At 54.8% G+C, this 21707-nt stretch carries 25 protein-coding genes, 4 tRNA genes, 1 other RNA gene, 3 pseudogenes and 1 other annotated feature (1 of these 34 running past the window's edge); of the genes and pseudogenes, 19 read left to right on the top strand and 14 right to left on the bottom strand.

Features of this window, described 5'->3' with window-relative positions:
* The first annotated feature begins 185 nt into the window (after positions 1-185).
* The 11 genes and pseudogenes from csrA to FO014_RS05760 all read left to right on the top strand — a co-directional run bounded on the left by csrA (position 186) and on the right by FO014_RS05760 (position 6222).
* Positions 186-371, top strand: a complete 186-nt coding sequence (csrA, locus tag FO014_RS05810) for a carbon storage regulator CsrA (protein WP_004091602.1) — start codon at positions 186-188, stop codon at positions 369-371.
* A gap of 312 nt (positions 372-683) precedes the next feature.
* A tRNA-Ser gene (locus FO014_RS05805) sits at positions 684-776 on the top strand.
* 3 nt (positions 777-779) lie between these two features.
* Positions 780-856: transfer RNA gene (locus FO014_RS05800), tRNA-Arg, on the top strand.
* 107 nt (positions 857-963) lie between these two features.
* Positions 964-1040: transfer RNA gene (locus FO014_RS05795), tRNA-Arg, on the top strand.
* A 50-nt stretch (positions 1041-1090) separates the two neighbouring features.
* A tRNA-Arg gene (locus FO014_RS05790) sits at positions 1091-1167 on the top strand.
* 28 nt (positions 1168-1195) lie between these two features.
* Positions 1196-1314, top strand: a non-coding RNA gene (locus FO014_RS05785) — RtT sRNA.
* Positions 1315-1474: 160 nt separating this feature from the next.
* Positions 1475-2041, top strand: a complete 567-nt coding sequence (yqaB, locus tag FO014_RS05780) for a fructose-1-phosphate/6-phosphogluconate phosphatase (protein ID WP_160028255.1) — start codon at positions 1475-1477, stop codon at positions 2039-2041.
* On the top strand, positions 2038-2466 hold the full coding sequence (locus FO014_RS05775; protein ID WP_160028253.1) for a YqaA family protein: 429 nt from the start codon (positions 2038-2040) through the stop codon (positions 2464-2466). The genes yqaB and FO014_RS05775 overlap by 4 nt, the downstream gene beginning before the upstream one ends.
* A 111-nt stretch (positions 2467-2577) precedes the next feature.
* The gene (gene gshA, locus FO014_RS05770; RefSeq protein WP_187043601.1) at positions 2578-4179 is read left to right on the top strand and encodes a glutamate--cysteine ligase; all 1602 of its coding nucleotides are present in this window, start codon (positions 2578-2580) and stop codon (positions 4177-4179) included.
* 167 nt (positions 4180-4346) lie between these two features.
* On the top strand, positions 4347-4862 hold the full coding sequence (gene luxS / locus FO014_RS05765; RefSeq protein ID WP_105229847.1) for an S-ribosylhomocysteine lyase: 516 nt from the start codon (positions 4347-4349) through the stop codon (positions 4860-4862).
* 114 nt (positions 4863-4976) lie between these two features.
* Positions 4977-6222: pseudogene (locus tag FO014_RS05760) on the top strand (IS3 family transposase).
* Positions 6223-6243: 21 nt separating this feature from the next.
* On the opposite strand, the gene FO014_RS05755 reads toward FO014_RS05760, so the two are convergent.
* Together FO014_RS05755 and FO014_RS05750 are read right to left on the bottom strand one after the other, a co-directional pair.
* Entirely contained in the window at positions 6244-7533 is a 1290-nt protein-coding gene (locus tag FO014_RS05755) for an HlyC/CorC family transporter (RefSeq protein WP_145961159.1), read from the bottom strand.
* 59 nt (positions 7534-7592) lie between these two features.
* Positions 7593-8384 (bottom strand): cytochrome C assembly family protein, encoded by a 792-nt coding sequence (locus FO014_RS05750; protein WP_015671002.1) that lies wholly within the window; start codon positions 8382-8384, stop codon positions 7593-7595.
* Positions 8385-8551: 167 nt separating this feature from the next.
* Between FO014_RS05750 and ffh the strand changes: the two genes are divergently transcribed.
* The 5 genes from ffh to rplS all read left to right on the top strand — a co-directional run bounded on the left by ffh (position 8552) and on the right by rplS (position 12164).
* Positions 8552-9913, top strand: coding sequence for a signal recognition particle protein (ffh, locus tag FO014_RS05745; protein ID WP_105229849.1), 1362 nt, complete (start codon positions 8552-8554; stop codon positions 9911-9913).
* A gap of 215 nt (positions 9914-10128) precedes the next feature.
* Positions 10129-10377 carry a 30S ribosomal protein S16 gene (gene rpsP / locus FO014_RS05735; RefSeq protein WP_004712517.1) on the top strand — a complete coding sequence of 83 codons (249 nt, stop codon included), beginning with the start codon at positions 10129-10131 and terminating at the stop codon, positions 10375-10377.
* An 18-nt stretch (positions 10378-10395) separates the two neighbouring features.
* Positions 10396-10944, top strand: coding sequence for a ribosome maturation factor RimM (gene rimM / locus FO014_RS05730; protein WP_105229851.1), 549 nt, complete (start codon positions 10396-10398; stop codon positions 10942-10944).
* Between the two features lie 52 nt (positions 10945-10996).
* The gene (gene trmD / locus FO014_RS05725) at positions 10997-11764 is read left to right on the top strand and encodes a tRNA (guanosine(37)-N1)-methyltransferase TrmD (protein ID WP_105229852.1); all 768 of its coding nucleotides are present in this window, start codon (positions 10997-10999) and stop codon (positions 11762-11764) included.
* Positions 11765-11807: 43 nt separating this feature from the next.
* Positions 11808-12164, top strand: a complete 357-nt coding sequence (rplS, locus tag FO014_RS05720; protein WP_004932484.1) for a 50S ribosomal protein L19 — start codon at positions 11808-11810, stop codon at positions 12162-12164.
* Positions 12165-12246: 82 nt separating this feature from the next.
* On the opposite strand, the gene FO014_RS05715 is transcribed toward rplS, so the two are convergent.
* The 10 genes and pseudogenes from FO014_RS05715 to FO014_RS05680 form a co-directional block, all read right to left on the bottom strand.
* Positions 12247-12474 carry a hypothetical protein gene (locus FO014_RS05715; RefSeq protein ID WP_160028249.1) on the bottom strand — a complete coding sequence of 76 codons (228 nt, stop codon included), beginning with the start codon at positions 12472-12474 and terminating at the stop codon, positions 12247-12249.
* 112 nt (positions 12475-12586) lie between these two features.
* On the bottom strand, positions 12587-12820 hold the full coding sequence (locus FO014_RS05710; protein WP_160031363.1) for an ogr/Delta-like zinc finger family protein: 234 nt from the start codon (positions 12818-12820) through the stop codon (positions 12587-12589).
* Positions 12821-13003: 183 nt separating this feature from the next.
* Positions 13004-13093 (bottom strand): annotated as a pseudogene (locus tag FO014_RS24245) (GPW/gp25 family protein); the annotation flags it as partial.
* Between the two features lie 12 nt (positions 13094-13105).
* A complete protein-coding gene (locus FO014_RS05705; RefSeq protein ID WP_246168090.1) occupies positions 13106-13339 on the bottom strand; it encodes a phage tail protein in 234 nt (77 codons plus the stop codon).
* Positions 13314-13547, bottom strand: a complete 234-nt coding sequence (gene lysC, locus FO014_RS23920; protein ID WP_246168087.1) for an Rz1-like lysis system protein LysC — start codon at positions 13545-13547, stop codon at positions 13314-13316. Before lysC ends, FO014_RS05705 begins: the two co-directional genes overlap by 26 nt.
* Positions 13450-13863: an Rz-like lysis system protein LysB gene (lysB, locus tag FO014_RS05700; RefSeq protein ID WP_160028247.1), complete on the bottom strand. Its 414-nt coding sequence runs from the start codon at positions 13861-13863 to the stop codon at positions 13450-13452. The genes lysC and lysB overlap by 98 nt, the downstream gene beginning before the upstream one ends.
* Complete coding sequence (locus tag FO014_RS05695) at positions 13860-14372, bottom strand: lysozyme (protein ID WP_160028245.1); 513 nt, start codon at positions 14370-14372, stop codon at positions 13860-13862. Before FO014_RS05695 ends, lysB begins: the two co-directional genes overlap by 4 nt.
* Positions 14356-14574 (bottom strand): HP1 family phage holin, encoded by a 219-nt coding sequence (locus FO014_RS05690; protein WP_160028244.1) that lies wholly within the window; start codon positions 14572-14574, stop codon positions 14356-14358. The genes FO014_RS05695 and FO014_RS05690 overlap by 17 nt, the downstream gene beginning before the upstream one ends.
* 3 nt (positions 14575-14577) lie before the next feature.
* Positions 14578-14784 (bottom strand): tail protein X, encoded by a 207-nt coding sequence (locus tag FO014_RS05685; protein WP_411841398.1) that lies wholly within the window; start codon positions 14782-14784, stop codon positions 14578-14580.
* 203 nt (positions 14785-14987) lie between these two features.
* Entirely contained in the window at positions 14988-15182 is a 195-nt protein-coding gene (locus FO014_RS05680) for a hypothetical protein (RefSeq protein WP_160028243.1), read from the bottom strand.
* 424 nt (positions 15183-15606) lie between these two features.
* Here FO014_RS05680 and FO014_RS05675 point away from each other — a divergent pair.
* Positions 15607-16278: pseudogene (locus FO014_RS05675) on the top strand (phage repressor protein CI); the annotation flags it as partial.
* A gap of 28 nt (positions 16279-16306) precedes the next feature.
* Here FO014_RS05675 and FO014_RS05670 read toward each other — a convergent pair.
* On the bottom strand, positions 16307-17650 hold the full coding sequence (locus FO014_RS05670) for an anaerobic C4-dicarboxylate transporter (RefSeq protein ID WP_160028242.1): 1344 nt from the start codon (positions 17648-17650) through the stop codon (positions 16307-16309).
* A 549-nt stretch (positions 17651-18199) separates the two neighbouring features.
* Between FO014_RS05670 and FO014_RS05665 the strand changes: the two genes are divergently transcribed.
* Both FO014_RS05665 and tyrA read left to right on the top strand, forming a co-directional pair.
* Entirely contained in the window at positions 18200-19273 is a 1074-nt protein-coding gene (locus tag FO014_RS05665) for a 3-deoxy-7-phosphoheptulonate synthase (RefSeq protein ID WP_105229874.1), read from the top strand.
* 6 nt (positions 19274-19279) lie between these two features.
* Positions 19280-20401 carry a bifunctional chorismate mutase/prephenate dehydrogenase gene (gene tyrA, locus FO014_RS05660; RefSeq protein WP_111737690.1) on the top strand — a complete coding sequence of 374 codons (1122 nt, stop codon included), beginning with the start codon at positions 19280-19282 and terminating at the stop codon, positions 20399-20401.
* A 53-nt stretch (positions 20402-20454) separates the two neighbouring features.
* On the opposite strand, the gene pheA is transcribed toward tyrA, so the two are convergent.
* Positions 20455-21612, bottom strand: a complete 1158-nt coding sequence (gene pheA / locus FO014_RS05655) for a bifunctional chorismate mutase/prephenate dehydratase (protein ID WP_105229876.1) — start codon at positions 21610-21612, stop codon at positions 20455-20457.
* Between the two features lie 32 nt (positions 21613-21644).
* Positions 21645-21707, bottom strand: a sequence feature (Phe leader region) (it continues 64 nt past the right edge of the window).

The raw sequence follows: 21707 nt of genomic DNA, 5'->3' as shown, positions 1-21707 counted from the left end.
AAACAATGTGGTTATAATAACGGGAACAAAGTTTTTCAGGTCGGCTAAACTTATCATTAACTGGGGTGATACCAAGTCTACTTACATTTACTGTGGGTTCTATGGCTTACTTTTTCACCACATATGATGGATAATGGCGGGGAAACTGAGAGACCCGACTCTTTTAATCTTTCAAGGAGCAAAGAATGTTAATTCTGACTCGTCGAGTTGGTGAAACCCTCATGATTGGCGATGAGGTTACGGTCACAGTGCTAGGGGTAAAAGGCAACCAGGTTCGTATTGGTGTGAATGCTCCGAAAGAAGTGTCCGTACACCGGGAAGAAATCTATCAACGTATCCAGGCAGAGAAGTCTCAGCAGACGACTTACTGATTTCAATCGTAGCGTCTCGTTGCCTAACGGGACGCTTCTGCCTTTTTTCTCCCTTCCGACGCCGTTTTTCTTCCCCTCGCTGATAATTTTTTCTCTGAGCGCTATTCAGGTTGTTGCACGGATATCGCCGTTTGTCTGTTGATAAAACACCCTTTTTGCCGTGTAATTGCCCATATTGCCTGCGAAGTGTGCAAACAAAAATAAGTTGGGAAAAATTGTTTGACTTATAAGTCGGGGAAAGTAATATGTGCGCCACGCAGTGCCGATGAGCTTCTCTAAAGCGAGTTAGGCACAATTCGAAAGAAGCGTGTTGGTGAGGTGGCCGAGAGGCTGAAGGCGCTCCCCTGCTAAGGGAGTATGCGGTCAAAAGCTGCATCCGGGGTTCGAATCCCCGCCTCACCGCCATTTGCATCCGTAGCTCAGCTGGATAGAGTACTCGGCTACGAACCGAGCGGTCGGAGGTTCGAATCCTCCCGGATGCACCATATTTAGACATGTGTTTGAACGTCGTAATTCAGACCCGTGTCACGCCATAGAGCAGTATGGTAGGGTGAGTAACAAAATACCATACGGTATCAAAAAGAATTACTGTGCATCCGTAGCTCAGCTGGATAGAGTACTCGGCTACGAACCGAGCGGTCGGAGGTTCGAATCCTCCCGGATGCACCATTCTTCAAGTCTTCCCTGATTGTCTTGTCAGGAAAGCAAAAATAGACAATGCATCCGTAGCTCAGCTGGATAGAGTACTCGGCTACGAACCGAGCGGTCGGAGGTTCGAATCCTCCCGGATGCACCATCTAAGAGAAACCCGCTTCGGCGGGTTTTTCGCTTTTCCGACCGCGAGGAGAGCGGTGGGAGGTTCGAGCCGAGCGCAGCGAGACAACGTTGCGTGAGCAACGGCCCGCAGGGGAGGCGCAGCCGAATTATCCTCCCGGATGCACCATCTAAGAGAAACCCGCTTCGGCGGGTTTTTCGCTTTCTGCAAGCCCCCCGTTCTGAAACCCTTACCCACAACGCGGCATTTTCCGACATCACGCGATCGGCGACAATTTCCCTGCTTTGCGATAAAGTAGTTTTCTTTCCTCAATGATCATGGAGTAACGATGTACGATCGCTACCAAGGTCTGATCTTTGACATGGACGGCACCATTCTGGATACCGAACCCACACACCGGCAAGCGTGGCGTGACGTGCTGGGGCGCTATGGCATGGCATTTGACGAGTCTGCCGTGGTGGCGCTGAACGGTTCGCCGTCCTGGCGCATCGCCGAGGCGATTCTTGCCGCTCAGCAGGCCGATCTCGATCCTTATCAGCTCGCCGCGGAGAAAACTCGTGCGGTAGAAGCGATGTTGCTCGATAGCGTGCGTCCGTTGCCGTTGGTTGAGGTGGTGAAGTCTTATCACGGGCGCCGCCCAATGGCGGTGGGCACCGGCAGTGAACACCGTATGGCGGAGAGACTGCTGCGTCATCTGGGGCTGTATCAGTGCTTTGACGCGATTGTCGGCGCCGATGACGTCCAGCGCCATAAGCCGGAGCCGGACACCTTCCTGCGCTGTGCGGAGCTGATCGGCGTAGCGCCGGAACAGTGCGTAGTGTTTGAAGACGCCGACTTCGGCATTCAGGCGGCACGCAGCGCCAATATGGCGGTGGTAGACGTCCGTACGTTGTGAGTAGTACGCTAACGCTATTTTCATTATTCGGCAGCAGCTTTCTCAGTGCGACGCTGCTGCCGGGAAATTCAGAAATTCTTTTGGTCGCCTTGCTGACTAAAAGCCGTGTTGCACCGGAATGGCTGGTGCTGGCGGCTGCTTTGGGCAATACGCTTGGCGGACTGACGAATGTGATTATCGGGCGCCTGTTACCGGCGTTGAAGCCGCAACGCGGGCTGGAAACGGCACTGCGCTGGTTACAACGCTTTGGCCCGGCTGCGCTGTTGCTCAGTTGGTTGCCGGTAGTGGGCGATTTGTTGTGCGTGTTGGCAGGCTGGCTGCGCATGCCATGGGGACCTGTTGTGCTGTTTCTGGCGATCGGAAAGGCGCTGCGTTACGTCATTTTGACTATGATAACGCTACAGGGGATTTCCTGGTGGCATTAACGAAGTTAAACATAACCCCGGAAGGTTTCAGATTGATGGCGGAGTGCGCATGCGTTGCCGCAACTGAAATTAGCGGGAATGAATACAATATTCTTCGGGCGTGGTTTCAGTATGCTTACGAGTAATCGTTTTTTGGAGCGGGAGGTCAATTTGATCCCGGACGTATCACAGGCGCTTTCTTGGTTGGAAGCCCACCCTCAGGCATTAAAAGGCATCCGCCGCGGTATTGAGCGTGAAACGCTACGCGTGACGGCGGATGGCAAGCTGGCGACAACCGGACATCCGGAACATCTGGGGGCGGCATTAACGCACCATTGGATTACCACGGACTTTGCCGAAGCGCTGTTAGAGTTTATTACGCCGGTTGATGACAATATCGATCACCTGCTGACGTTTTTACGCGACATCCACCGCTATGTGGCGCGCAATATTGGCGAAGAGCGTATGTGGCCGCTGAGTATGCCGTGTTTTATCGGCGCTGAGCAGGATATTGAACTGGCGCAGTTCGGTTCATCAAATATCGGCCGGATGAAAACGCTGTACCGCGAAGGGCTGAAGAATCGCTATGGCGCCTTGATGCAGACCATCTCCGGCGTTCACTATAATTTCTCGCTGCCGATGGAGTTCTGGCAGGCCTGGGCGGGGGTTGAGGATGCGGAAAGTGGCAAAGAGCAAATCTCCGCCGGTTATTTCCGTCTGATCCGCAACTATTACCGGTTCGGCTGGGTGATCCCTTATCTGTTTGGTGCATCGCCGGCTATTTGCTCCTCGTTCCTGAAAGGGCGGGAAACCTCGCTGCCGTTTGAAAGCAACGGACGCGGCATGCTGTATCTGCCGTATGCAACCTCGCTGCGTCTGAGCGACCTGGGTTATACCAACAAGTCGCAAAGCAATCTGGGTATTACCTTCAATGACCTGCACAGCTATGTCCAGGGGCTGAAAAAGGCGATTGCGACGCCGTCGGAAGAGTTTGCTCAATTAGGCGTGAAACAGGGCGACCATTATCTGCAGCTGAACACCAATGTGCTGCAGATTGAAAATGAGCTGTATGCGCCGATTCGTCCCAAGCGCGTGACCCGCAGCGGCGAAACGCCGTCCGATGCCTTGCTGCGCGGCGGTATTGAATATATTGAAGTGCGTTCGCTGGATATTAACCCATTCTCGCCGATTGGCGTTGATGCGGTACAGGCACGTTTCCTTGACCTGTTCCTGATCTGGTGCACCCTGGCGGATGCGCCGGAAATGAGCAGCGATGAACTGCTGTGTACGCGTAAAAACTGGAACCGGGTGATTCTGGAAGGCCGTAAACCGGGGCAAACCATCGGCATCGGTTGTAACGATACGCGTAAGCCGCTGGTGCAGGTGGGGAAAGCATTGTTTGCCGATCTGCGGCGCGTGGCGGAAGTGCTGGACAGCGAAGCCGGCGACCGGGCGTACCAGCAGGTGTGCGATCAACTGGTTGCCGCTTTTGACGATCCGGAGCAGACGTTCTCCGCCCGTATTTTAAAGGCGATGCTGGAAGACGGAACCGGTAAGGTGGGTCTTGAACTGGCGGAACATTATCGCCAAATGCTGCAGTCTGAACCGCTGGAAATTCTTAGCGACGAGCTGTTTACACAAGAATCACGTGAGTCATGGCAGCGACAGCGCGACGTAGAAGCGGCGGATACGCTAAGCTTTGAACAGTTCCTGAAGGCAAACGGCGGGGGCTGAAAAAGAAAAAGGCCACATCAATGTGGCCAAATATGCATCTCTGATGACAGGGATGATGATAACAAATGCGCGTCTTTCATATACTGAGACCCGCAGGGTGGGAAAAGGTTTCCTTGGATCGCTAAAAAAAATCCTAAATAATTTTTCTTTTACGAGGAGGTGACAACATGCCACTGCTGGATAGCTTTACCGTAGACCACACTCGCATGGCAGCCCCGGCTGTCCGCGTTGCGAAAACCATGAAAACTCCTCATGGCGATACCATCACCGTGTTTGACCTGCGTTTTTGCATCCCAAACAAAGAAGTGATGCCTGAGCGCGGTATCCATACGCTGGAGCACCTGTTCGCGGGTTTTATGCGTAATCACCTGAATGGCCAGGGCGTAGAGATCATTGATATCTCGCCGATGGGCTGCCGCACCGGCTTCTATATGAGCCTGATCGGCGTGCCGGACGAGCAACGCGTTGCCGACGCCTGGAAAGCGGCGATGGCGGACGTGCTGAAGGTGACCGACCAGCGTAAAATCCCTGAGCTGAATGAATTCCAGTGCGGGACTTACGAGATGCACTCGCTGCAGGAAGCGCAGGATATCGCCAAGCATATTCTGGATCGCGACGTGGTAGTCAACCGCAATGACGAACTGGCGCTGCCGGCAGATAAATTGCAGGAACTGCACATCTGATAGGGTGCTGGCCGCAGGTAATAAAAAAGACGCGATTATCGCGTCTTTTTTTATGGTGACTGACCCGTCCTAAATAGCGTTGACACATTTTACTCACGAACAGAGGAAAGTGTGATGAACCAGTATGTTAAACGCACGCAACGCGATTACCCTCTATCCTTTAAATTGGCCGTCGTCCAACAGGTCGAAAAAGGCGAGATGACTTACCGTCAGGCACAAGACCGCTACGGTATCCAGGGCAGTCATACCGTCATGAACTGGCTGCGTAAATATGGCCAACTCGACTGGCGTTCGTCCTCTTCAACCAGACTGTGCGGAGATGATATGCCCAAGTTACCCCTGACTCCTGAACAGCGCACCAAAGAACTCGAACAGCAACTGGCTGAATCTGAAGTCAAAGCGCAGTTCTTTGAAGCCGTCGTAAAAGTGATGAATACCGAGTTCGGAGCTACCCTGACAAAAAAGCAGTTGGCTGCCTTATCGCGCAAACACAAGCGCCACGACTCACGGTAGCACGCGCCTGCCGGTGGATGGGTATCAGCCGGCAGGCATGGTATCAGTCCTTGCAACGTGAACGTGGAAGAGAAGAGCAAGCCCACCATATAGTGGAGCAGGTGACCGCTATCCGCTTACACCAGCCCCGACTGGGTACACGCAAGCTGCACCACTTACTGCGACAGCAGCCGGAAGCCCCCGTGCATGTGGGGCGAGACCGTCTGTTCCGGATACTGCGCTGCGCCCGTTTACTGGTGATGCCTAAACGGGCGTATCATAAGACAACGCACAGCCATCATCGTTTTTACCGTCATCCCAACTTGCTGAAAGCGGGAGAACATCAGGTTATAGCCAGCCGCCCGGAACAGGTGTGGGTAGCGGATATCACCTATCTGCCGCTGAAAACAGGAACGGCGTATATCAGTCTGATAACGGATGCGTGGTCGAGAAAAATCGTGGGGTATCATGTGCATGACAGCCTGCATACCCGGCATGTCGCCTGTGCGTTCAAAATGGCGCTGGCCAGCAGGCGCACCGCAGCTCCGTTGGTACATCACTCGGACCGGGGGATCCAGTACTGCTCGCAGGAATATCAGACGTTACACAAGCGATATGGCGTCACCTGTTCGATGACAGACGGGTATGACTGTTACCAGAATGCGCTGGCGGAGAGGATAAACGGGATACTGAAAACGGAATACTTGCTTGGCAAACCGAAAGACATCGTGCAGGCAAGAAAGATGGTCAGGCAGTCTGTGGAAATCTACAACGCACGGCGACCGCATCTGTCGCTACAATACAAAACGCCCGATGAGGTTCATCGGGCGTTATAAGGCTGAAAAGTGTCAACCTATATCAGGACTAGTCAGATGGCAGACAGAGGGCACTAGCTATTTTGCACGCTCTCCTCCAACGGCTTGATCGGCGTGACGCGCACCTGCTTAATCATATTGTCCTGCACGTCCAGAATGTCAAAATCATAGTGGCCAATGCGGATGCGGGTACCGCTTTCCGGAATCTCTTCCAGCTCTTCAAGCAGCAATCCGTTGATGGTGCGCGCTTCAATGGCCGGCAAGTTCCAGTTGAAGGCCTTGTTCAGCTCCCGCACGTTGGCGGTGCCGTCGATCAGTACGGAACCGTCGCTTTGCGGCGTGACTTCTTCTGCCAGCGTCGGGGACATGGAGGTGGTAAAGTCGCCGACGATCTCTTCCAGGATATCCTCCACCGTGACCAGCCCCTGAATATCACCGTATTCATCAACGACGATGCCCACTTTCTCTTTATTCCGCTGGAATTTGACCAGCTGTACGTTCAGCGGCGTACCTTCCGGCACGTAGTAGATTTCGTCGGCGGCGCGCAGCAGATTTTCTTTGTTAAACTCGTTCTTTTCCGTCATCAGGCGGTAGGCTTCACGCACGCGCAGCATGCCGATGGCGTCGTCCAGCGAATCGCGATACAGCACAATGCGGCCGTGCGGCGAGTGCGTCAGCTGGCGCATGATGGACTTCCAGTCGTCATTGACGTCGATGCCCATGATCTCATTGCGCGGCACCATGATGTCTTCCACCGTGACTTTCTCCAGATCGAGCACCGAAATCAGCATATCCTGATAGCGGCGTGAAATCTGCGAGTGGGATTCGTTCACGATGGTACGCAGCTCTTCTTTACTGACCGCGTCGCTGATTTGCTGGTTCATGCGGATGCCGAACAGCCGCAGCACCATGCTGGTAATGCCGTTAAGCACCCAGACCAGCGGGAACATCACTTTTTGCAGCGGCGCCAGCAGCATGCTGCTGGGGAACGCGATGCGCTCCGGATACAGGGCGGCAAAGGTTTTCGGCAGCACCTCGGCGAACAGCAGGACGGCGAAGGTGAGTACGCCGGTGGAAATGGCCACGCCCAGATCGCCGTACAGACGCATCCCGACGATGGTCGCCAGCGCCGAGGCCAGAATGTTCACCAGGTTGTTGCCGATCAGCACCAGTCCGATCAGGCGGTCAGGCTTTTGCAGCAGTTTCTCTACCCGGCGGGCAGATCGGTTGCCCTGTTTGGAAAGGTGACGAAGACGATAGCGGTTGAGCGTCATCATGCCGGTTTCGGAAGCTGAAAAATAAGCGGAAACCACAATCATGATCACCAGAATGATGATTAGGGTGGCTGTCGAAACGTGCTCCAACGCGAGATTCCTTATATATGGAGAAAGATTGCCTCATGGGTGAATGAGGCATGGCGCGCTCAGCGCACCATGATTTCCTGAATGAGTCGGCTGCCAAAATAGGCCAGCGTGAGTAAGAACGCCCCGGCGAAACTGAACCAGACCACGCGGCGACCGCGCCAGCCTTCATGGTAATGGCCCCATAGCAGAACGATATAGACAAACCATGCCATGATCGACAGCACCGCCTTGTGCACGTTCTCTTTGCTGAACAGATTATCCATATACAGCAGCCCGGTGCACAGGGTCAGCGTCAGCAACACCACGCCGATCTGCGTGATATGAAACATTTTACGTTCAATGCTCATCAGCGGCGGCATATCTGCGCTGAAACTGAGCTTTTTGTTCTTCAGCAGATAATCGAGCCACGCCAGCTGCAGCGCGTACAGCGCGGCGATAATCAACGTGGCGTAGGCGAACAGCGCCAGGCCGATATGCACCATCAGTTCGGGGCTGGCCTCCAGGTGAGTGATAAACTCACCGGGCAGCAGGCTGGCGAAGGCCAGATTAATCATGGCGAAGCTGTAGACGATCGGCAGCAGGAACCAGCCACGGTTGCGTGAAGCGACAATCGTCATCACGGTGCAGATGATCAGGCTGACGATGGAGCCAATATTCAGCAGGCTCAGGTTTTGCCCGGTGCTGACGTCGAATACCCGCTGTTGCAGCGCAATGGCATGGCTGACCAGCGCCACCACGGCGGAAATGATGGCAAGCCGACGGTATGCGCTATTCTGCCGCAACAAGCTGGGAATGATCAGTCCAAGGCTGAGCAGGTAGGCTATCAAAGCCACGATGGAAAATACTGGCATAGCGTTATTTTAGGCATCGGCGTGGTTAATCGAACGGTCAGTATAGCGTTGAGCGCGCCGCACTCCAACCGATCTCCAACGCTGAGGCAGAGATCGTTAACGCTTCGTGTTATAATCGCCGCAATTGTGTCGCCATGGCGGCCTGTCATTACGTTGAGCCTGAGACGATGTTTGAAAATTTAACCGATCGATTATCGCGCACACTGCGCAATATCAGCGGCCGCGGGCGGCTGACAGAAGAGAATATCAAGGAAACCCTGCGTGAAGTGCGCATGGCATTGCTGGAAGCCGACGTGGCGCTGCCGGTGGTGCGGGACTTTATCAATCGCGTGAAAGAGAGCGCGGTCGGTCATGAAGTCAACAAGAGCCTGACGCCGGGGCAGGAGTTTGTCAAAATCGTCAAGGGCGAGCTGATCGCCGCGATGGGCGAGGTGAACACCGAACTGAACCTGGCGGCCCAGCCGCCGGCGGTGGTGCTGATGGCGGGCCTGCAGGGCGCCGGTAAAACCACCAGCGTCGGTAAGCTCGGTAAATTCCTGAAAGAGAAACAGAAGAAGAAAGTACTGGTGGTGTCTGCCGACGTTTACCGCCCTGCGGCGATCAAACAGCTGGAGACCCTGGCCGAAAACGTCGGCATCGACTTCTTCCCGTCCGACGCCAAAGACAAGCCGATTGATATCGTCAACCGCGCGCTGCAGCAGGCGAAGCTGAAGTTCTATGACGTGCTGATCGTCGATACCGCCGGCCGTTTGCACGTCGACGAAGCGATGATGGACGAAATCAAACAGGTGCACGCGGCGATTAACCCGGTGGAAACGCTGTTTGTGGTTGACGCCATGACCGGCCAGGACGCCGCCAATACCGCGAAAGCCTTTAATGAAGCGCTGCCGCTGACCGGCGTGGTGCTGACCAAGGTTGACGGCGATGCGCGCGGCGGTGCCGCGCTGTCTATTCGTCACATCACCGGCAAACCGATCAAATTCCTGGGCGTCGGCGAGAAAACCGAAGCGCTGGAGCCGTTCCACCCGGATCGCGTCGCCTCGCGCATTCTCGGCATGGGCGACGTGCTGTCGCTGATCGAAGATATCGAGAGCAAGGTTGACCGCGAGCAGGCTGAAAAACTGGCCAGCAAGCTGAAAAAGGGCGACGGCTTCGATTTGACCGACTTCCTGGATCAGCTGAAGCAGATGCGCAATATGGGCGGTATGGCCAGCATGCTGAGCAAACTGCCGGGCGCGGGCCAACTGCCGGATAACGTCAAATCGCAGATGGATGACAAGGTGCTGGTGCGTATGGAAGCGATCATCAACTCGATGACGCAGAAAGAGCGCGCCAAACCGGAAATCATCAAAGGCTCGCGCAAGCGCCGCATCGCGATGGGGTCCGGCATGCAGGTGCAGGACGTTAACCGTCTGCTCAAGCAGTTTGACGAAATGCAGCGCATGATGAAGAAGATGAAAAAGGGCGGCATGGCGAAGATGATGCGCAACATGAAAGGCATGATGCCGCCGGGCTTCCCGGGCCGCTAAGCGTCGCGATCTCCTGGAGATCTCGGCGCTGACCGTATTGCCGCTTGCGGCAAAAAAATGCCCGAAAGTGTGATGGCGACAAAACGAATTAGCGGCAATCTACGCTTTAGATTGCTTTTTGCGCCAAAATGAGTAAAATTTTCGGGCTTTTTATATTGCAACCGGGCCCCGTCCCTCAATGGGGCCCGGCTGTTTTATTAACTAAAGAGGATGTTATGGTAACAATTCGTTTGGCACGTGGCGGCGCTAAAAAGCGTCCGTTTTATCAAGTAGTAGTGACCGACAGCCGCAACGCTCGTGACGGTCGCTTCATCGAGCGCGTAGGCTTCTTCAACCCGATCGCTTCTGGTCAGGCTGAAGCACTGCGTCTGGACCTGGACCGTATCGAACATTGGGTCGGCCTGGGTGCAACCGTTTCTGATCGCGTTTCTGCGCTGATCAAAGACGCTAAGAAAGCAGCTTAATCTGTCGCGGTGGTGGCAATGAGCAAGCAACATAAACCGCTGGTGCCTGAACAGCCGATTGTACTCGGCAAACTGGGTTCCAGTTACGGCATTCGTGGTTGGCTCAGAGTGTTTTCATCCACCGAAAACGCCGAAAGCATTTTTGACTATCAGCCCTGGTTTATCCAGAAGGCGGGTCAGTGGCAGCACGTTGAGCTTGAGAGCTGGCGTCGCCACAATCAGGATCTGATCGTTAAGGTGAAAGGCATTGACGATCGGGATGAGGCGAATCTGCTGACCAATTGCGAAATTGTCGTGGATTCCAATCAGCTTCCGCAGTTGGAAGAGGATGATTACTACTGGAAAGACCTGATGGGCTGCCAGGTAGTCACCGCCTCCGGCTACGATCTGGGCAAAGTCATCGATATGATGGAAACCGGATCAAACGACGTAATGGTCGTGCGGGCAAACCTGAAAGATGCATTCGGTATGAAGGAAAGGTTGATTCCGTTCCTTCATGGGCAGGTTATCAAGAAAGTCGATCTCGCTGCCAAGGTGATCGAGGCAGATTGGGATCCTGGTTTTTGACCTCCGGAACATGCGGTCGAAGCAAGCGGAATAACGGTACGGAGATTGGCTTGTGTTTATTGGTATTGTAAGCCTGTTTCCTGAAATGTTTCGCGCAATCACCGATTACGGAGTGACTGGCCGGGCAGTAAAGAATGGCCTGCTGAGCGTCCAGTGTTGGAGTCCGCGTGACTTCACCTACGACCGGCATCGTACCGTGGACGATCGCCCATACGGCGGCGGCCCGGGAATGCTGATGATGGTGCAACCTTTACGGGAAGCCATCACGGCTGCGAAGGCAGCGGCAGGCGAGGGTGCAAAGGTGATTTATCTTTCACCTCAGGGGCGCAAGCTGGATCAAACCGGCGTGTGCGAACTGGCGGCCAACCAAAAGATGATTTTGGTGTGTGGCCGCTACGAAGGGATCGATGAGCGCGTGATCCAAACCGAAATTGACGAAGAGTGGTCAATCGGCGATTACGTACTCAGCGGCGGAGAACTGCCGGCAATGACCCTGATTGACTCTGTCGCCCGATTTATTCCGGGCGTGCTGGGACGTCAGGCGTCAGCAGAAGAAGACTCTTTTGCCGACGGATTGCTGGATTGCCCGCACTATACCCGGCCTGAGGTGTTGGAAGGGATGGAAGTACCGCCGGTTTTACTGTCGGGCAACCATGCCGAGATACGTCGCTGGCGCTTAAAGCAGTCGCTGGGCCGAACCTGGCTTAGAAGACCTGAACTTCTAGAAAGCCTAGCTCTGACTGACGAGCAAGAGGTGTTGCTGGCCGAGTTCCAACGGGAACACCGGGCTTCGCAACAGGACTATGAAGGCAACGTCTAAGACGACGCCGATATATCAGTTTACCTAGGGTAAGAGACATATTATGAGCAACATTATTAAGCAACTTGAACAAGAGCAGATGAAGCAAGACGTACCTGCGTTCCGTCCGGGTGATTCCGTGGAAGTTAAGGTATGGGTCGTTGAAGGTAGCAAAAAACGTCTGCAGGCATTCGAGGGCGTGGTTATCGCTATCCGTAACCGCGGTCTGCACTCTGCATTCACTGTTCGTAAGATTTCCAACGGCGAAGGTGTTGAGCGTGTATTCCAGACTCACTCCCCAGTAATCGACAGCATTACTGTGAAACGTCGTGGTGCCGTTCGTAAAGCCAAACTGTACTACCTGCGTGAGCGTACTGGTAAGGCTGCTCGTATCAAAGAGCGTCTGAACCGCGTCGGCTAACGCTGCATCCGAAAGTTAATAGTGAATAAAGGGTCTGCCTTGCTGGCAGACCCTTTTTTTTATGGGTTTTTTTGACGGGACATTACCAGTTCAAGTCTTGTTTACTGGCCTCGAGATCGCGGTCGTACATCATCTTCAGGTTTTGATAGGTACACATATCGATTTGGCTGCAGTAGGTCTTGATGACTTTTTTCAGCAGCTTTTTATCGGCGGCTTCCGTCAGCTGTTTAAAGGCGTCCAGGTTGCTCTGCTCCATCATGCGTAATGTGGCTGGGCAGGTTGCCGGGTTCCATAAGTCGCGCAGTGACACTGATATGTGCTCCAGTTCGCGCAGGCTTGTGCGGCGGCGACTGCGATCGGTGCCGAACCAACCGGCTGTTTGCCGGAATCGGCGATAAATCGGAGTCAAACGATGGCATTATTTACCTCTTAGCCGCAGTCTGCGCCGCTGGGCGCGTCTTGCCCGTGGCTACCGCCGCTGGCACTTGTGGGTTATCACCGCGCTTAACGATGACGCGTGCGACCGACTCGTGCGTGGCAAACGTACAGCTGCAGTTGATGTTTTGACATTGGTGGTAGCGTTCTTTGGTTGATTCGCTCAGGTAACGGCTGGAACGAGTGTGAGCGACGTTACCGCATACTGGACAGTGCATCATAATTAAATCTCTCTCGTGTTTATTCAAACAGTAATATTCATACTACACTACGATCTTGTAAATACAAGTTATCGAGTCGCATTTGAACTCGTATTTCTGTTGTGTGATACGTGACGTCATCAAGCATCACCAGCAGATCCAATGCACAGGTATAGCCGCTGCTGCTCAGGTTATGGGGGATTTTGTTGAGTTGACCGCGATCTCGGTCAGACTGATCCTTGGCTCCCATTGCAGCATCGCGCTGTAACAGGCGGCCATGATTTGCAGGCACAGGGGTGATCCACGTTAGCCAGCATGGCTGCGCAGCCACGCCAATAGGGTGACTATCACCAGATCGCAGTCGGCCGCGCGATCGGTCAGCGTTAACCTCAACCGGTAACGGTATTCAAATGACAATGAGGGGCCAGGCGTGGTGGCGACGCGGCCGTCCGCCAGTTTCATCGTCAGTTTTTCCGGCTGGGCTTGTAGATCCGGTAACGCCTTGCACAAGGCGTTACGCAGCTGGTCGGGTTTTAACATTGTGTTCCTCCTGACACTGTTTAATCGCTTCTATCTGTAATGCGCACTGTATGAGCGCATGCTCAAGCTGGCGGATGTCGGCGCTGAGATCGCCGTTAATAGTGAGATGATTACCGGGGATGGGGCAACTGCTGACTTTCGGACAGCCAGCGTAGGTAATCTCCGGGCCTGGCGAAGGCGGGGCGCTGGTGCAGCCGGATAACATCATCAGGCAACCCAGTGCGGTACCAGTCGCGCAGTTTCTTGTTTTCATTGAGTAACTCCTGTAACCGTTTTTCACGTTGCAGCGTTAAGCCCTGTGCGCCGTTCAGCGCCTGACGTAGCGCCAGCTCAGCGCGTTCACGCTGTTGAATCTGTTGTTTCAGTTGATTGATCTGGGCGTCACGTGTCGTTAGCGTGGCCTGCGCCTCGCCAAGGCGTTGCTGTTGATGCGCCAGCGTCTGCAACAAACGCTGGTTCTGCCACTGCGACGCAGCAAGCAGGGTCAATAGCAGTGCGCCAAGGCTGAGCAGCCAGCGGTTCATGGTGACACCCCCTGTAAGCACCGCGCGCGTTCGGCCTGACGGCGACGTTCCAGCCCTTTGCTTTTGACGCCGTTGACGTATACCCAGCGTGGCAACTGATCGCAGGCCTGTTGCCAGCGCCGCTGTCTAATGAAGCCGGCCAGCGTAGAGCGGCAGGCGGCGCCGACGCCGACGTTAAAGGTAAAAGCGCTGACCGCGTCGTAAACCGGCTGCGGCATATCCACACTCATACAGCGCGCGATGCCTTTTTCCACGTTGCGTACGTCGTCCAGCAGGTTGGCTGCCGCCTGACGCTCGGTGATCGCCGTATTGGGTTTTACGCCCGCGGTATGGCCGATACCGTTGGTCCAGACGTTGGCGCTGCACTGATAGGGTGACAGTTGGCATCCTTCAAAATCGGCGATCAGGCGCAGTCCCCGTTCGGAGGTATGCAGCTGGCCGAACTGTGGCAGAGTGGCGGCCAGCGCTAAAATGGCGACGGCGCTGCAGCGTTTAAGGAGTGGGTTCATCGTATTTCCCCCGTTTGAGAACTTTCTTTCTGAGCGATTTCAGTAACTGGTAGCTCTTATGGCGGTAGTACCAGTTCACCGCAAAGGTGCCGACGCCTACCGCAGCGCCGACCATCATGGCGATGTCTTCCGTCGAGTGACGACCGAACCAGGCCAGGCCGGCGGCGATAAGGTAGGAAAGTGTTGAGGTAAATTTTTCCATCGTTTAGTCCCACAGTTTCACCGTTTCCCGTCTGGCGGCGGCGTTCAGTTCGGGCATTTCTACCGGGCAGCCATGCGGCAGCAGCGCGCCGTATGCCGCCAGCCCACGATTGGCGTGATCAACCTGTTCCACCACGTTTTCTGTGCTGCCGTAATAGCGCCAGCACATCGCGTCAATGGCGTCGCCTTGTTGTGCATAAATTTTCATCATTACCATCCTGCTATGCGGTTGTTGGTGAAGGACGCGGGAGTGCGCCCGGTTATCCGTAGTTTCCTGATGGTGGCCTATCGTCACAATGCAATAGGGTTGTAGTCGTTGTGGCACAACGGATCGGGATAAATCCCCGGATGGCAGATAAAAAAATACCCGCCGGACGGCGGGTAAAAATCGGTATTAAGATGCGGGGGACGGGGCTAGCGGGAGTGTTGCTCATCTGCCGAATAATAGACGGCCTGGTAGTCGTGCTCGGGGAGTTCCTGAGCGGCCAGATCGGAAATCAGTGACAGTGCGATCAGGTATTCGGATGGACTGCACTGGGCCGCTTGTGATACATCGGCGATGAACTGGATGCGTGACAGTGTTAGTTGTTGTTTATCCGTAATTTCCACCGTGTTTGCCCTCGCTTAAATATACTGTGTATTTATACAGTATTAAGCAAAACGCTAAATGGGTCAATGGTTCTCGACGCCATTATTGGTATGGCCGGGCGGCACAAACGGACAACTCAGGCATGCTGACGTCGGCCCGATTCGCAGAGGCCAGCGTCGTTTGCTGCCATGCCTTGTGCGTCGGGCAAGGGGAAATGCCATGAAATTTTTATTTTTTCTCGCAAATTCAAGTTTTAGGTTTTTTCTTTAATTATCATCATGAAATGGATAGTTAATGAGATTGTTGAGTGCTAAACAACGTTTGTGACAGGTATCGGTATTTGTATTTTCGGCGACTATATTGCATCATTTAACCATAGGTTAAATAACAGGCGAGCCTGGCGTTAATAACGAATCCTATGCGCGTTAAGTCGAAAAGTGTGGCTTGCTTATGCAAGTTTTAATGATGACCGGGGAAAATATGGCTGAAGATACTATGAATGGGCGGGCTGCGGCGCATGGTAAGGCGTTGTATGAGCGCGTACTGGCGTCCGGCGGCAAGAGCGTGCTGCGTCGGATTCTGGATGCCTATGGTTTCAGCTTGCAGAAGGAGTTGGGGGATTTACTGGGTATTTCATCCGGCACCATGAGCACCTGGGTACGTCGTAATTACTTCCCGGGGGATATTGTGGTGACCTGCGCGTTGGATACCGGCGTTTCTCTGCAGTGGCTGGCTACCGGGCTGGGGGAAATGCGCGCGGCCGATCCGCAGGATATGGCGCCGCCGGCACGTGCCGTACCGCTGTATCGACTGATTGCCGGCCAGCTGAAAGATGGCGGCGAATGGCTGGCCGATCGAACGTTGATTCCATCAACGGCCGAGCAGCCCGCATACGTGGACGGTGGGCGTGTAGCCTGGTTGGTGGATCTGTCAGTAACGAACATTGCCAACGGACGCTGGCTGCTTGATATCGACGGTAACCTGGACGTGTATGATATTGCCCGTTTGCCGGGTAATCAGCTGCAGGTCAGCGGTAAAGGTACTGATTTTCAGTGCAGTACCGATGCCGTAAAAGCGCTGGGCATGGTGTGGCTGACCCTGTCGCCACAGGCGTAAACGGCCCGTGTCGGGCCGCAGCATCCTCTTACAGCAGGGTCGTGACCAGTAGGTAGCCGGTTACGCAGGCGGATGAAACGCCAATCAGCCCCGGCAGGATAAAACTGTGGTTGATGATAAATTTCCCGATGCGCGTCGTCCCTGAGCGGTCGAAGCCGATACAGGCCAGATCGCTGGGGTAGGTCGGCAATACGAAGTAACCGTAGGCCGCCGGAAAAAACGCCAGCAGCATTTTCGGCTCGACGCCCAACTGCAGCGCCATCGGTGCAACGGCGGTCAGCGCGGCGGCCTGGCTGTTTACCAGCTTCGATACTAGAAACAGCACAATGGCGTAAGTCCAGGGCTGGCTTTTAACCACGTCTTCAAGCAGCAGTTTTAAATCTCCCATATGCACCTGGAAGAAGGTGTCGCTCATCCAGGCGACGCCGAATACCGAGAAAATGGCGACCATACCCGCCTTGAACACCGCGCCGTTGGCGATATCACCCGGCTTGACCTTACAGCCGATCAGCATGACGGCGCCGGCAATCAGCATCATCATTTGAATCACCAGGTTCATCGACAGCGGCTTCATCACGCCTTTGACGGCGAAGGCCGGACGCAGCTCAGAGAAGGCACCGAGCAAGACCACGACGGCGATCGCAGCAAAAAAGATCAGGGTTGACGCATAGGCAGATTTGGCAAAACGCTGGTCCAGCAGGGTTTCGCCGGCGCCGTAAATATAGGCGCGCTGTTCAGGATCGCTGATACGCGCCTGAAAATCGGCGTCCTTCTCCAGATCTTTGCCGCGGCGCAGGCTCCAGAGCGCCGCGATCAGCACGCCAACCAGTGAGGAAGGTATGGAAACCGCCAGGATTTCCACCAGGGAGTAGGCGCGGCCGATACCGTGCCCGGCGGCGATAATCGAGACCAGAGACACGACGGCGACGGAAACCGGCGAGGCGGTGATGGCCATTTGTGAGGCGACCGAGGCCACGGCCATCGGGCGTTCCGGGCGAATGCCTTTTTTCAGTGCGATATCGCCGATGATCGGGAACATGGTGTATACCACGTGGCCGGTACCGCACAGAAATGTCAGCATCCAGGTGGTGAACGGCGCGAGTAGCGTAATGTGCTGAGGGTGCCGACGCAGCAGACGTTCGGCATATTGCATCAATACGTTCAGTCCTCCGGCGGTTTGCAGTACCGAGGCACAGCCGATTACCGCCAGGATGGTCAGCATCACATCAATAGGCGGCTTGCCCGGCTGCAGCCCAAAGACAAAGCACAGCACAAAGATACCGATGCCGCTGATTAATCCCAGCCCCATGCCGCCATAGCGCGTGCCGACCAATAAACAAGCAATGATGATGCCGAATTCCAGAGTTATCATGCGGGTTCCTTCGCTGAAAAAGAGAGGCTCGGCTTATTACCTTTGCCGCCGGCGTCACTGATAACCGCAAACTAACCGGAAAGAGGTATTGGCCGTTTTTGCCATCATTCATGAATTGCGCAGACAGAACCTTGAGATAGCTCAGTATTTATAAGGAAATAGCGCGTTTTTTATCTGTGTAGTAATGCGTAAGTGTTGGAAATCAACGGGTTGTTGTTTGTGGAGCCAGCGTTTCACATAGTCTGAAATAGCGTGGCGGGGTTATGCCATTTAAGCTCCGTCTGAGCGTTCGGCTTGAGAATGTGTGTAATTTTTTGTTTACAGCTTGGTGTTTTTAATCCTAATCATTGTCATTGTCTGCTTTCTTTTGTTTTTTTTCATTTAATTGTTATTTATAGTGTTTATCTTGTTTTGTTCATACTTCCTTGAGTGGTAATTTTTTATTTACACCGAATGGATTGAAAACTTTACAATGCGTGGTAAGGTAGTCCTCGAAACGCTCATGTTTTACTTCATTTATGCATAACGGCAAACGACAGGACAAACACCATGCAAAAAGACGCGCTCAACAACGTGCACATCAGTGCAGAACAGGTTTTGATTACGCCGGAAGAACTGAAGAATCAATTCCCGCTCAGCGTGGCGGATGAAGCCCAAATCGCCACGGCGCGCAAAACCATCGCCGATATTCTGCAGGGGCGCGACCCCCGTCTGCTGGTGGTCTGCGGGCCGTGTTCTATCCATGATCCTGATGCGGCGCTGGACTACGCCCGTCGTTTGCAAGCACTGGCGGCCGACTTGAGCGATCGGCTGTATATCGTTATGCGCGTCTATTTTGAGAAACCGAGAACCACCGTCGGCTGGAAAGGCCTGATCAACGATCCCCATATGAACGGTTCGTTTGACGTTGAAGCCGGTTTGCATATTGCACGTCGTCTGCTGTTGGACCTGGTGGAAATGGGATTACCGCTGGCGACCGAAGCGCTGGATCCGAATAGCCCGCAATACCTGGGTGACCTGTTCAGCTGGTCGGCGATTGGCGCACGCACCACCGAATCTCAGACCCACCGTGAAATGGCCTCTGGCCTGTCGATGCCGGTCGGCTTTAAGAATGGCACTGACGGCAGCCTGAGTACGGCCATTAACGCCATGCGCGCTGCGGCAATGCCGCACCGCTTTGTCGGCATCAATCAGGCCGGACAGGTGTGCCTGCTGCAGACGCAGGGCAACCCGGACGGCCATGTGATTTTGCGCGGCGGCAAAACGCCGAACTACGGCCCGGAAGACGTCGCCGCCTGTGAAAAACAGATGCGCGATGCGGGACTCCGCCCGTCCCTGATGATAGATTGCAGTCACGGCAACTCAAATAAAGATTACCGTCGTCAGCCTGCGGTTGCCGCTTCCGTGGTTGAGCAGATTAACGCGGGTAACCGCTCAATTACCGGCATTATGCTGGAGAGCAACCTGCATGAAGGCAATCAGTCCTCCGAACAACCGCGCGCGGAGATGCGCTACGGCGTGTCCGTGACCGATGCCTGCATTGACTGGGAAAGCACGGAAACGCTGCTGCGTGATATGCATCAGCAACTGGGCGCCGCGCTGATGGCCCGCACTGGAGAGTAGCAAGTTATGGTGGCTGAACTGACCGCATTACGCGATCAAATCGACGAGGTGGATAAGGCGCTGTTGGATCTGCTGGCAAAGCGCCTGCATCTGGTGGCGGAAGTGGGAGAAGTAAAAAGCCGCTACGGCTTGCCGGTCTATGTTCCCGAGCGGGAGGCGGCCATGCTGGCGTCACGCCGGCAGGAGGCGGAAACGCTCGGCGTACCGCCGGATTTGATTGAGGATATCTTGCGTCGCGTGATGCGCGAATCCTACACCAGCGAAAACGACAAAGGCTTTAAAACGCTGTGCCCGCAGCTGCGGCCTATCGTGATTATCGGCGGTAACGGGCAGATGGGGCGTTTGTTCAACCGCCTGCTGACGCTGTCCGGCTATCAGGTCAAAGTACTGGATCAGCAGGACTGGCCGCAGGCGGAAAGCCTGCTCAGCGATGCCGGGATGGTGATCGTCAGCGTGCCGATCCACGTAACGGAGCAGGTGATTGGCCGTCTGCCTAAGCTGCCGGATGACTGTATTCTGGTGGATTTGGCCTCGGTGAAAAATCCGCCGCTGCAGGCGATGCTGACGGCGCATAGCGGGCCGGTATTGGGATTGCACCCGATGTTCGGGCCGGATGTCGGCAGCGTAGCCAAGCAGGTGGTGGTGTACTGCGACGGCCGTCAGCCGGAGGCGTACCAGTGGCTGCTGGAACAGTTGCAGGTCTGGGGCGCCAGACTGCACCGCATCAGCGCGGTGGAGCACGACCAGAATATGGCGTTTATTCAGGCGCTGCGTCACTTCGCCACCTTTGCTTACGGACTACATCTGGCAGAAGAGAATGTGCAGCTGGAGCAGTTGCTGGCGCTGTCATCACCGATTTATCGCCTGGAGCTGGCGATGGTAGGGCGGCTGTTTGCGCAGGATCCGCAGCTGTACGCTGACATTATTATGTCTTCAGGCGACAACCTGCAGCTGATTAAACGCTACTACACCCGGTTTGGCGAGGCGATCAAACTGCTGGAGCAGGGCGATAAACAGGCGTTTATCGACAGTTTCCGCAAGGTTGAGCACTGGTTTGGCGATTACGCCCAGCGTTTCCTGGTTGAGAGCCGCTCACTGCTGCGTCAGGCGAACGACAGCCGTCGCTAAACATCTTGGTGAAAGAACAAGGTCTGGCATTCGCCAGACCTTTTTTATGCGTATCAGGAAGGGTTGACCGGTACCACGTTTTCGCTGGGATAACAGCCGAGCACCTTCAGCGAGCGGGTGATTGGCGTCAGATCCTGCAGCGCTTTCTGCATCGCCTCTGAGCGGATATTTGCCTGCACATCGAGATAAAACATCTCTTCCCACGGATTACCGTTGATCGGGCGCGACTCCAGCTTGGTCATGATGATGCCGTTCTCGCGCAGCACCAGCAGCGCCTCTACTAAAGCCCCGGATTGCTGGCCGGTCGCCATGATCAGCGTGGTTTTCGCCGGCACCTGCTCGGAGACATCAATGGCCTTGCGCGCCAGCACGATAAAGCGCGTGATATTTTGCTGTTGATTGGCCAGGTTATGTTCCAACACCTGCAGGCCATACAGCGCGCCGCCGGCTTCACTGCCGAGCGCGGCGGCCGTTGGTGAATTGAGTTTGGCGACCTGCTCCATCGCCGCGGCGGTGCTTTCACAGTATTCGATTTTCCAGTGCGGATAGCGGCTGATGAACTGGCTGCATTGCTGGAACGGTTGCGGGTGGCTGTAGACGGTTTCAATCTGATCCAGCGTGCCGTTGCCGGTGGTCAGTACGCAGTGGTCTATCGGATTGGTGAGTTCGCCGACGATCGACAAGCTGGTGTGCTGCAGCAAATCGTACACGTCGTTGATGGAGCCGGAGCTGGTATTTTCAATCGGCAGCACCGCGTAGTCCGCCTGGCCGGTTTCAACCTGGGTGAAGATGTCCTGGAATTTCTGGCAGCCGTGTTCGATTAACTGGTCGAAATGGCGCGCGGCGTACTGGCGCGCCGCCAGATGCGAATAGGAGCCTTTAGGGCCAAGGAAGGCGATGCGCGCGGAATGCTGGCTGGTTTGGTTCAGCTGATGCTGCAGCAGCGCCTGCTGGGTCAGCACCGAGTCTTCGATAATCAGCTGGAACAGGCGGGTGACGTAGAAGCCGTCAAGGTCATAAGGCTTGGCGGCGGCAATCAGCGCATCCAGCAGATCGCGCTCGCGTTCTTTATCACGGATCGGGCGGTGAGAGTGCAGTTTGCTTTTTCCTACTTCCAGAGCCAGCTCACGGCGCTCCGCCAGCAACGCCAGCAGCTTCAGATCCAGTGCGCTGATGCGTTCGCGCAGCACCAGTAACGGGTTATCGGTCATAATCAGTTGTGCCTTATGTTTTTCTAATAGTCATAAAAAAAGCCCCCTGTCTCCAGGAGGCTTTGCTGTTCGTCTTCGCATTCTTTATCACACGA

The sequence above is a fragment of the Serratia rhizosphaerae genome (assembly GCF_009817885.1).
Classification (GTDB): domain Bacteria; phylum Pseudomonadota; class Gammaproteobacteria; order Enterobacterales; family Enterobacteriaceae; genus Serratia_B; species Serratia_B rhizosphaerae.
The sequence above is the reverse complement of the archived record's forward strand: the minus strand, read 5'-3'. Positions and strand labels throughout refer to the sequence as shown.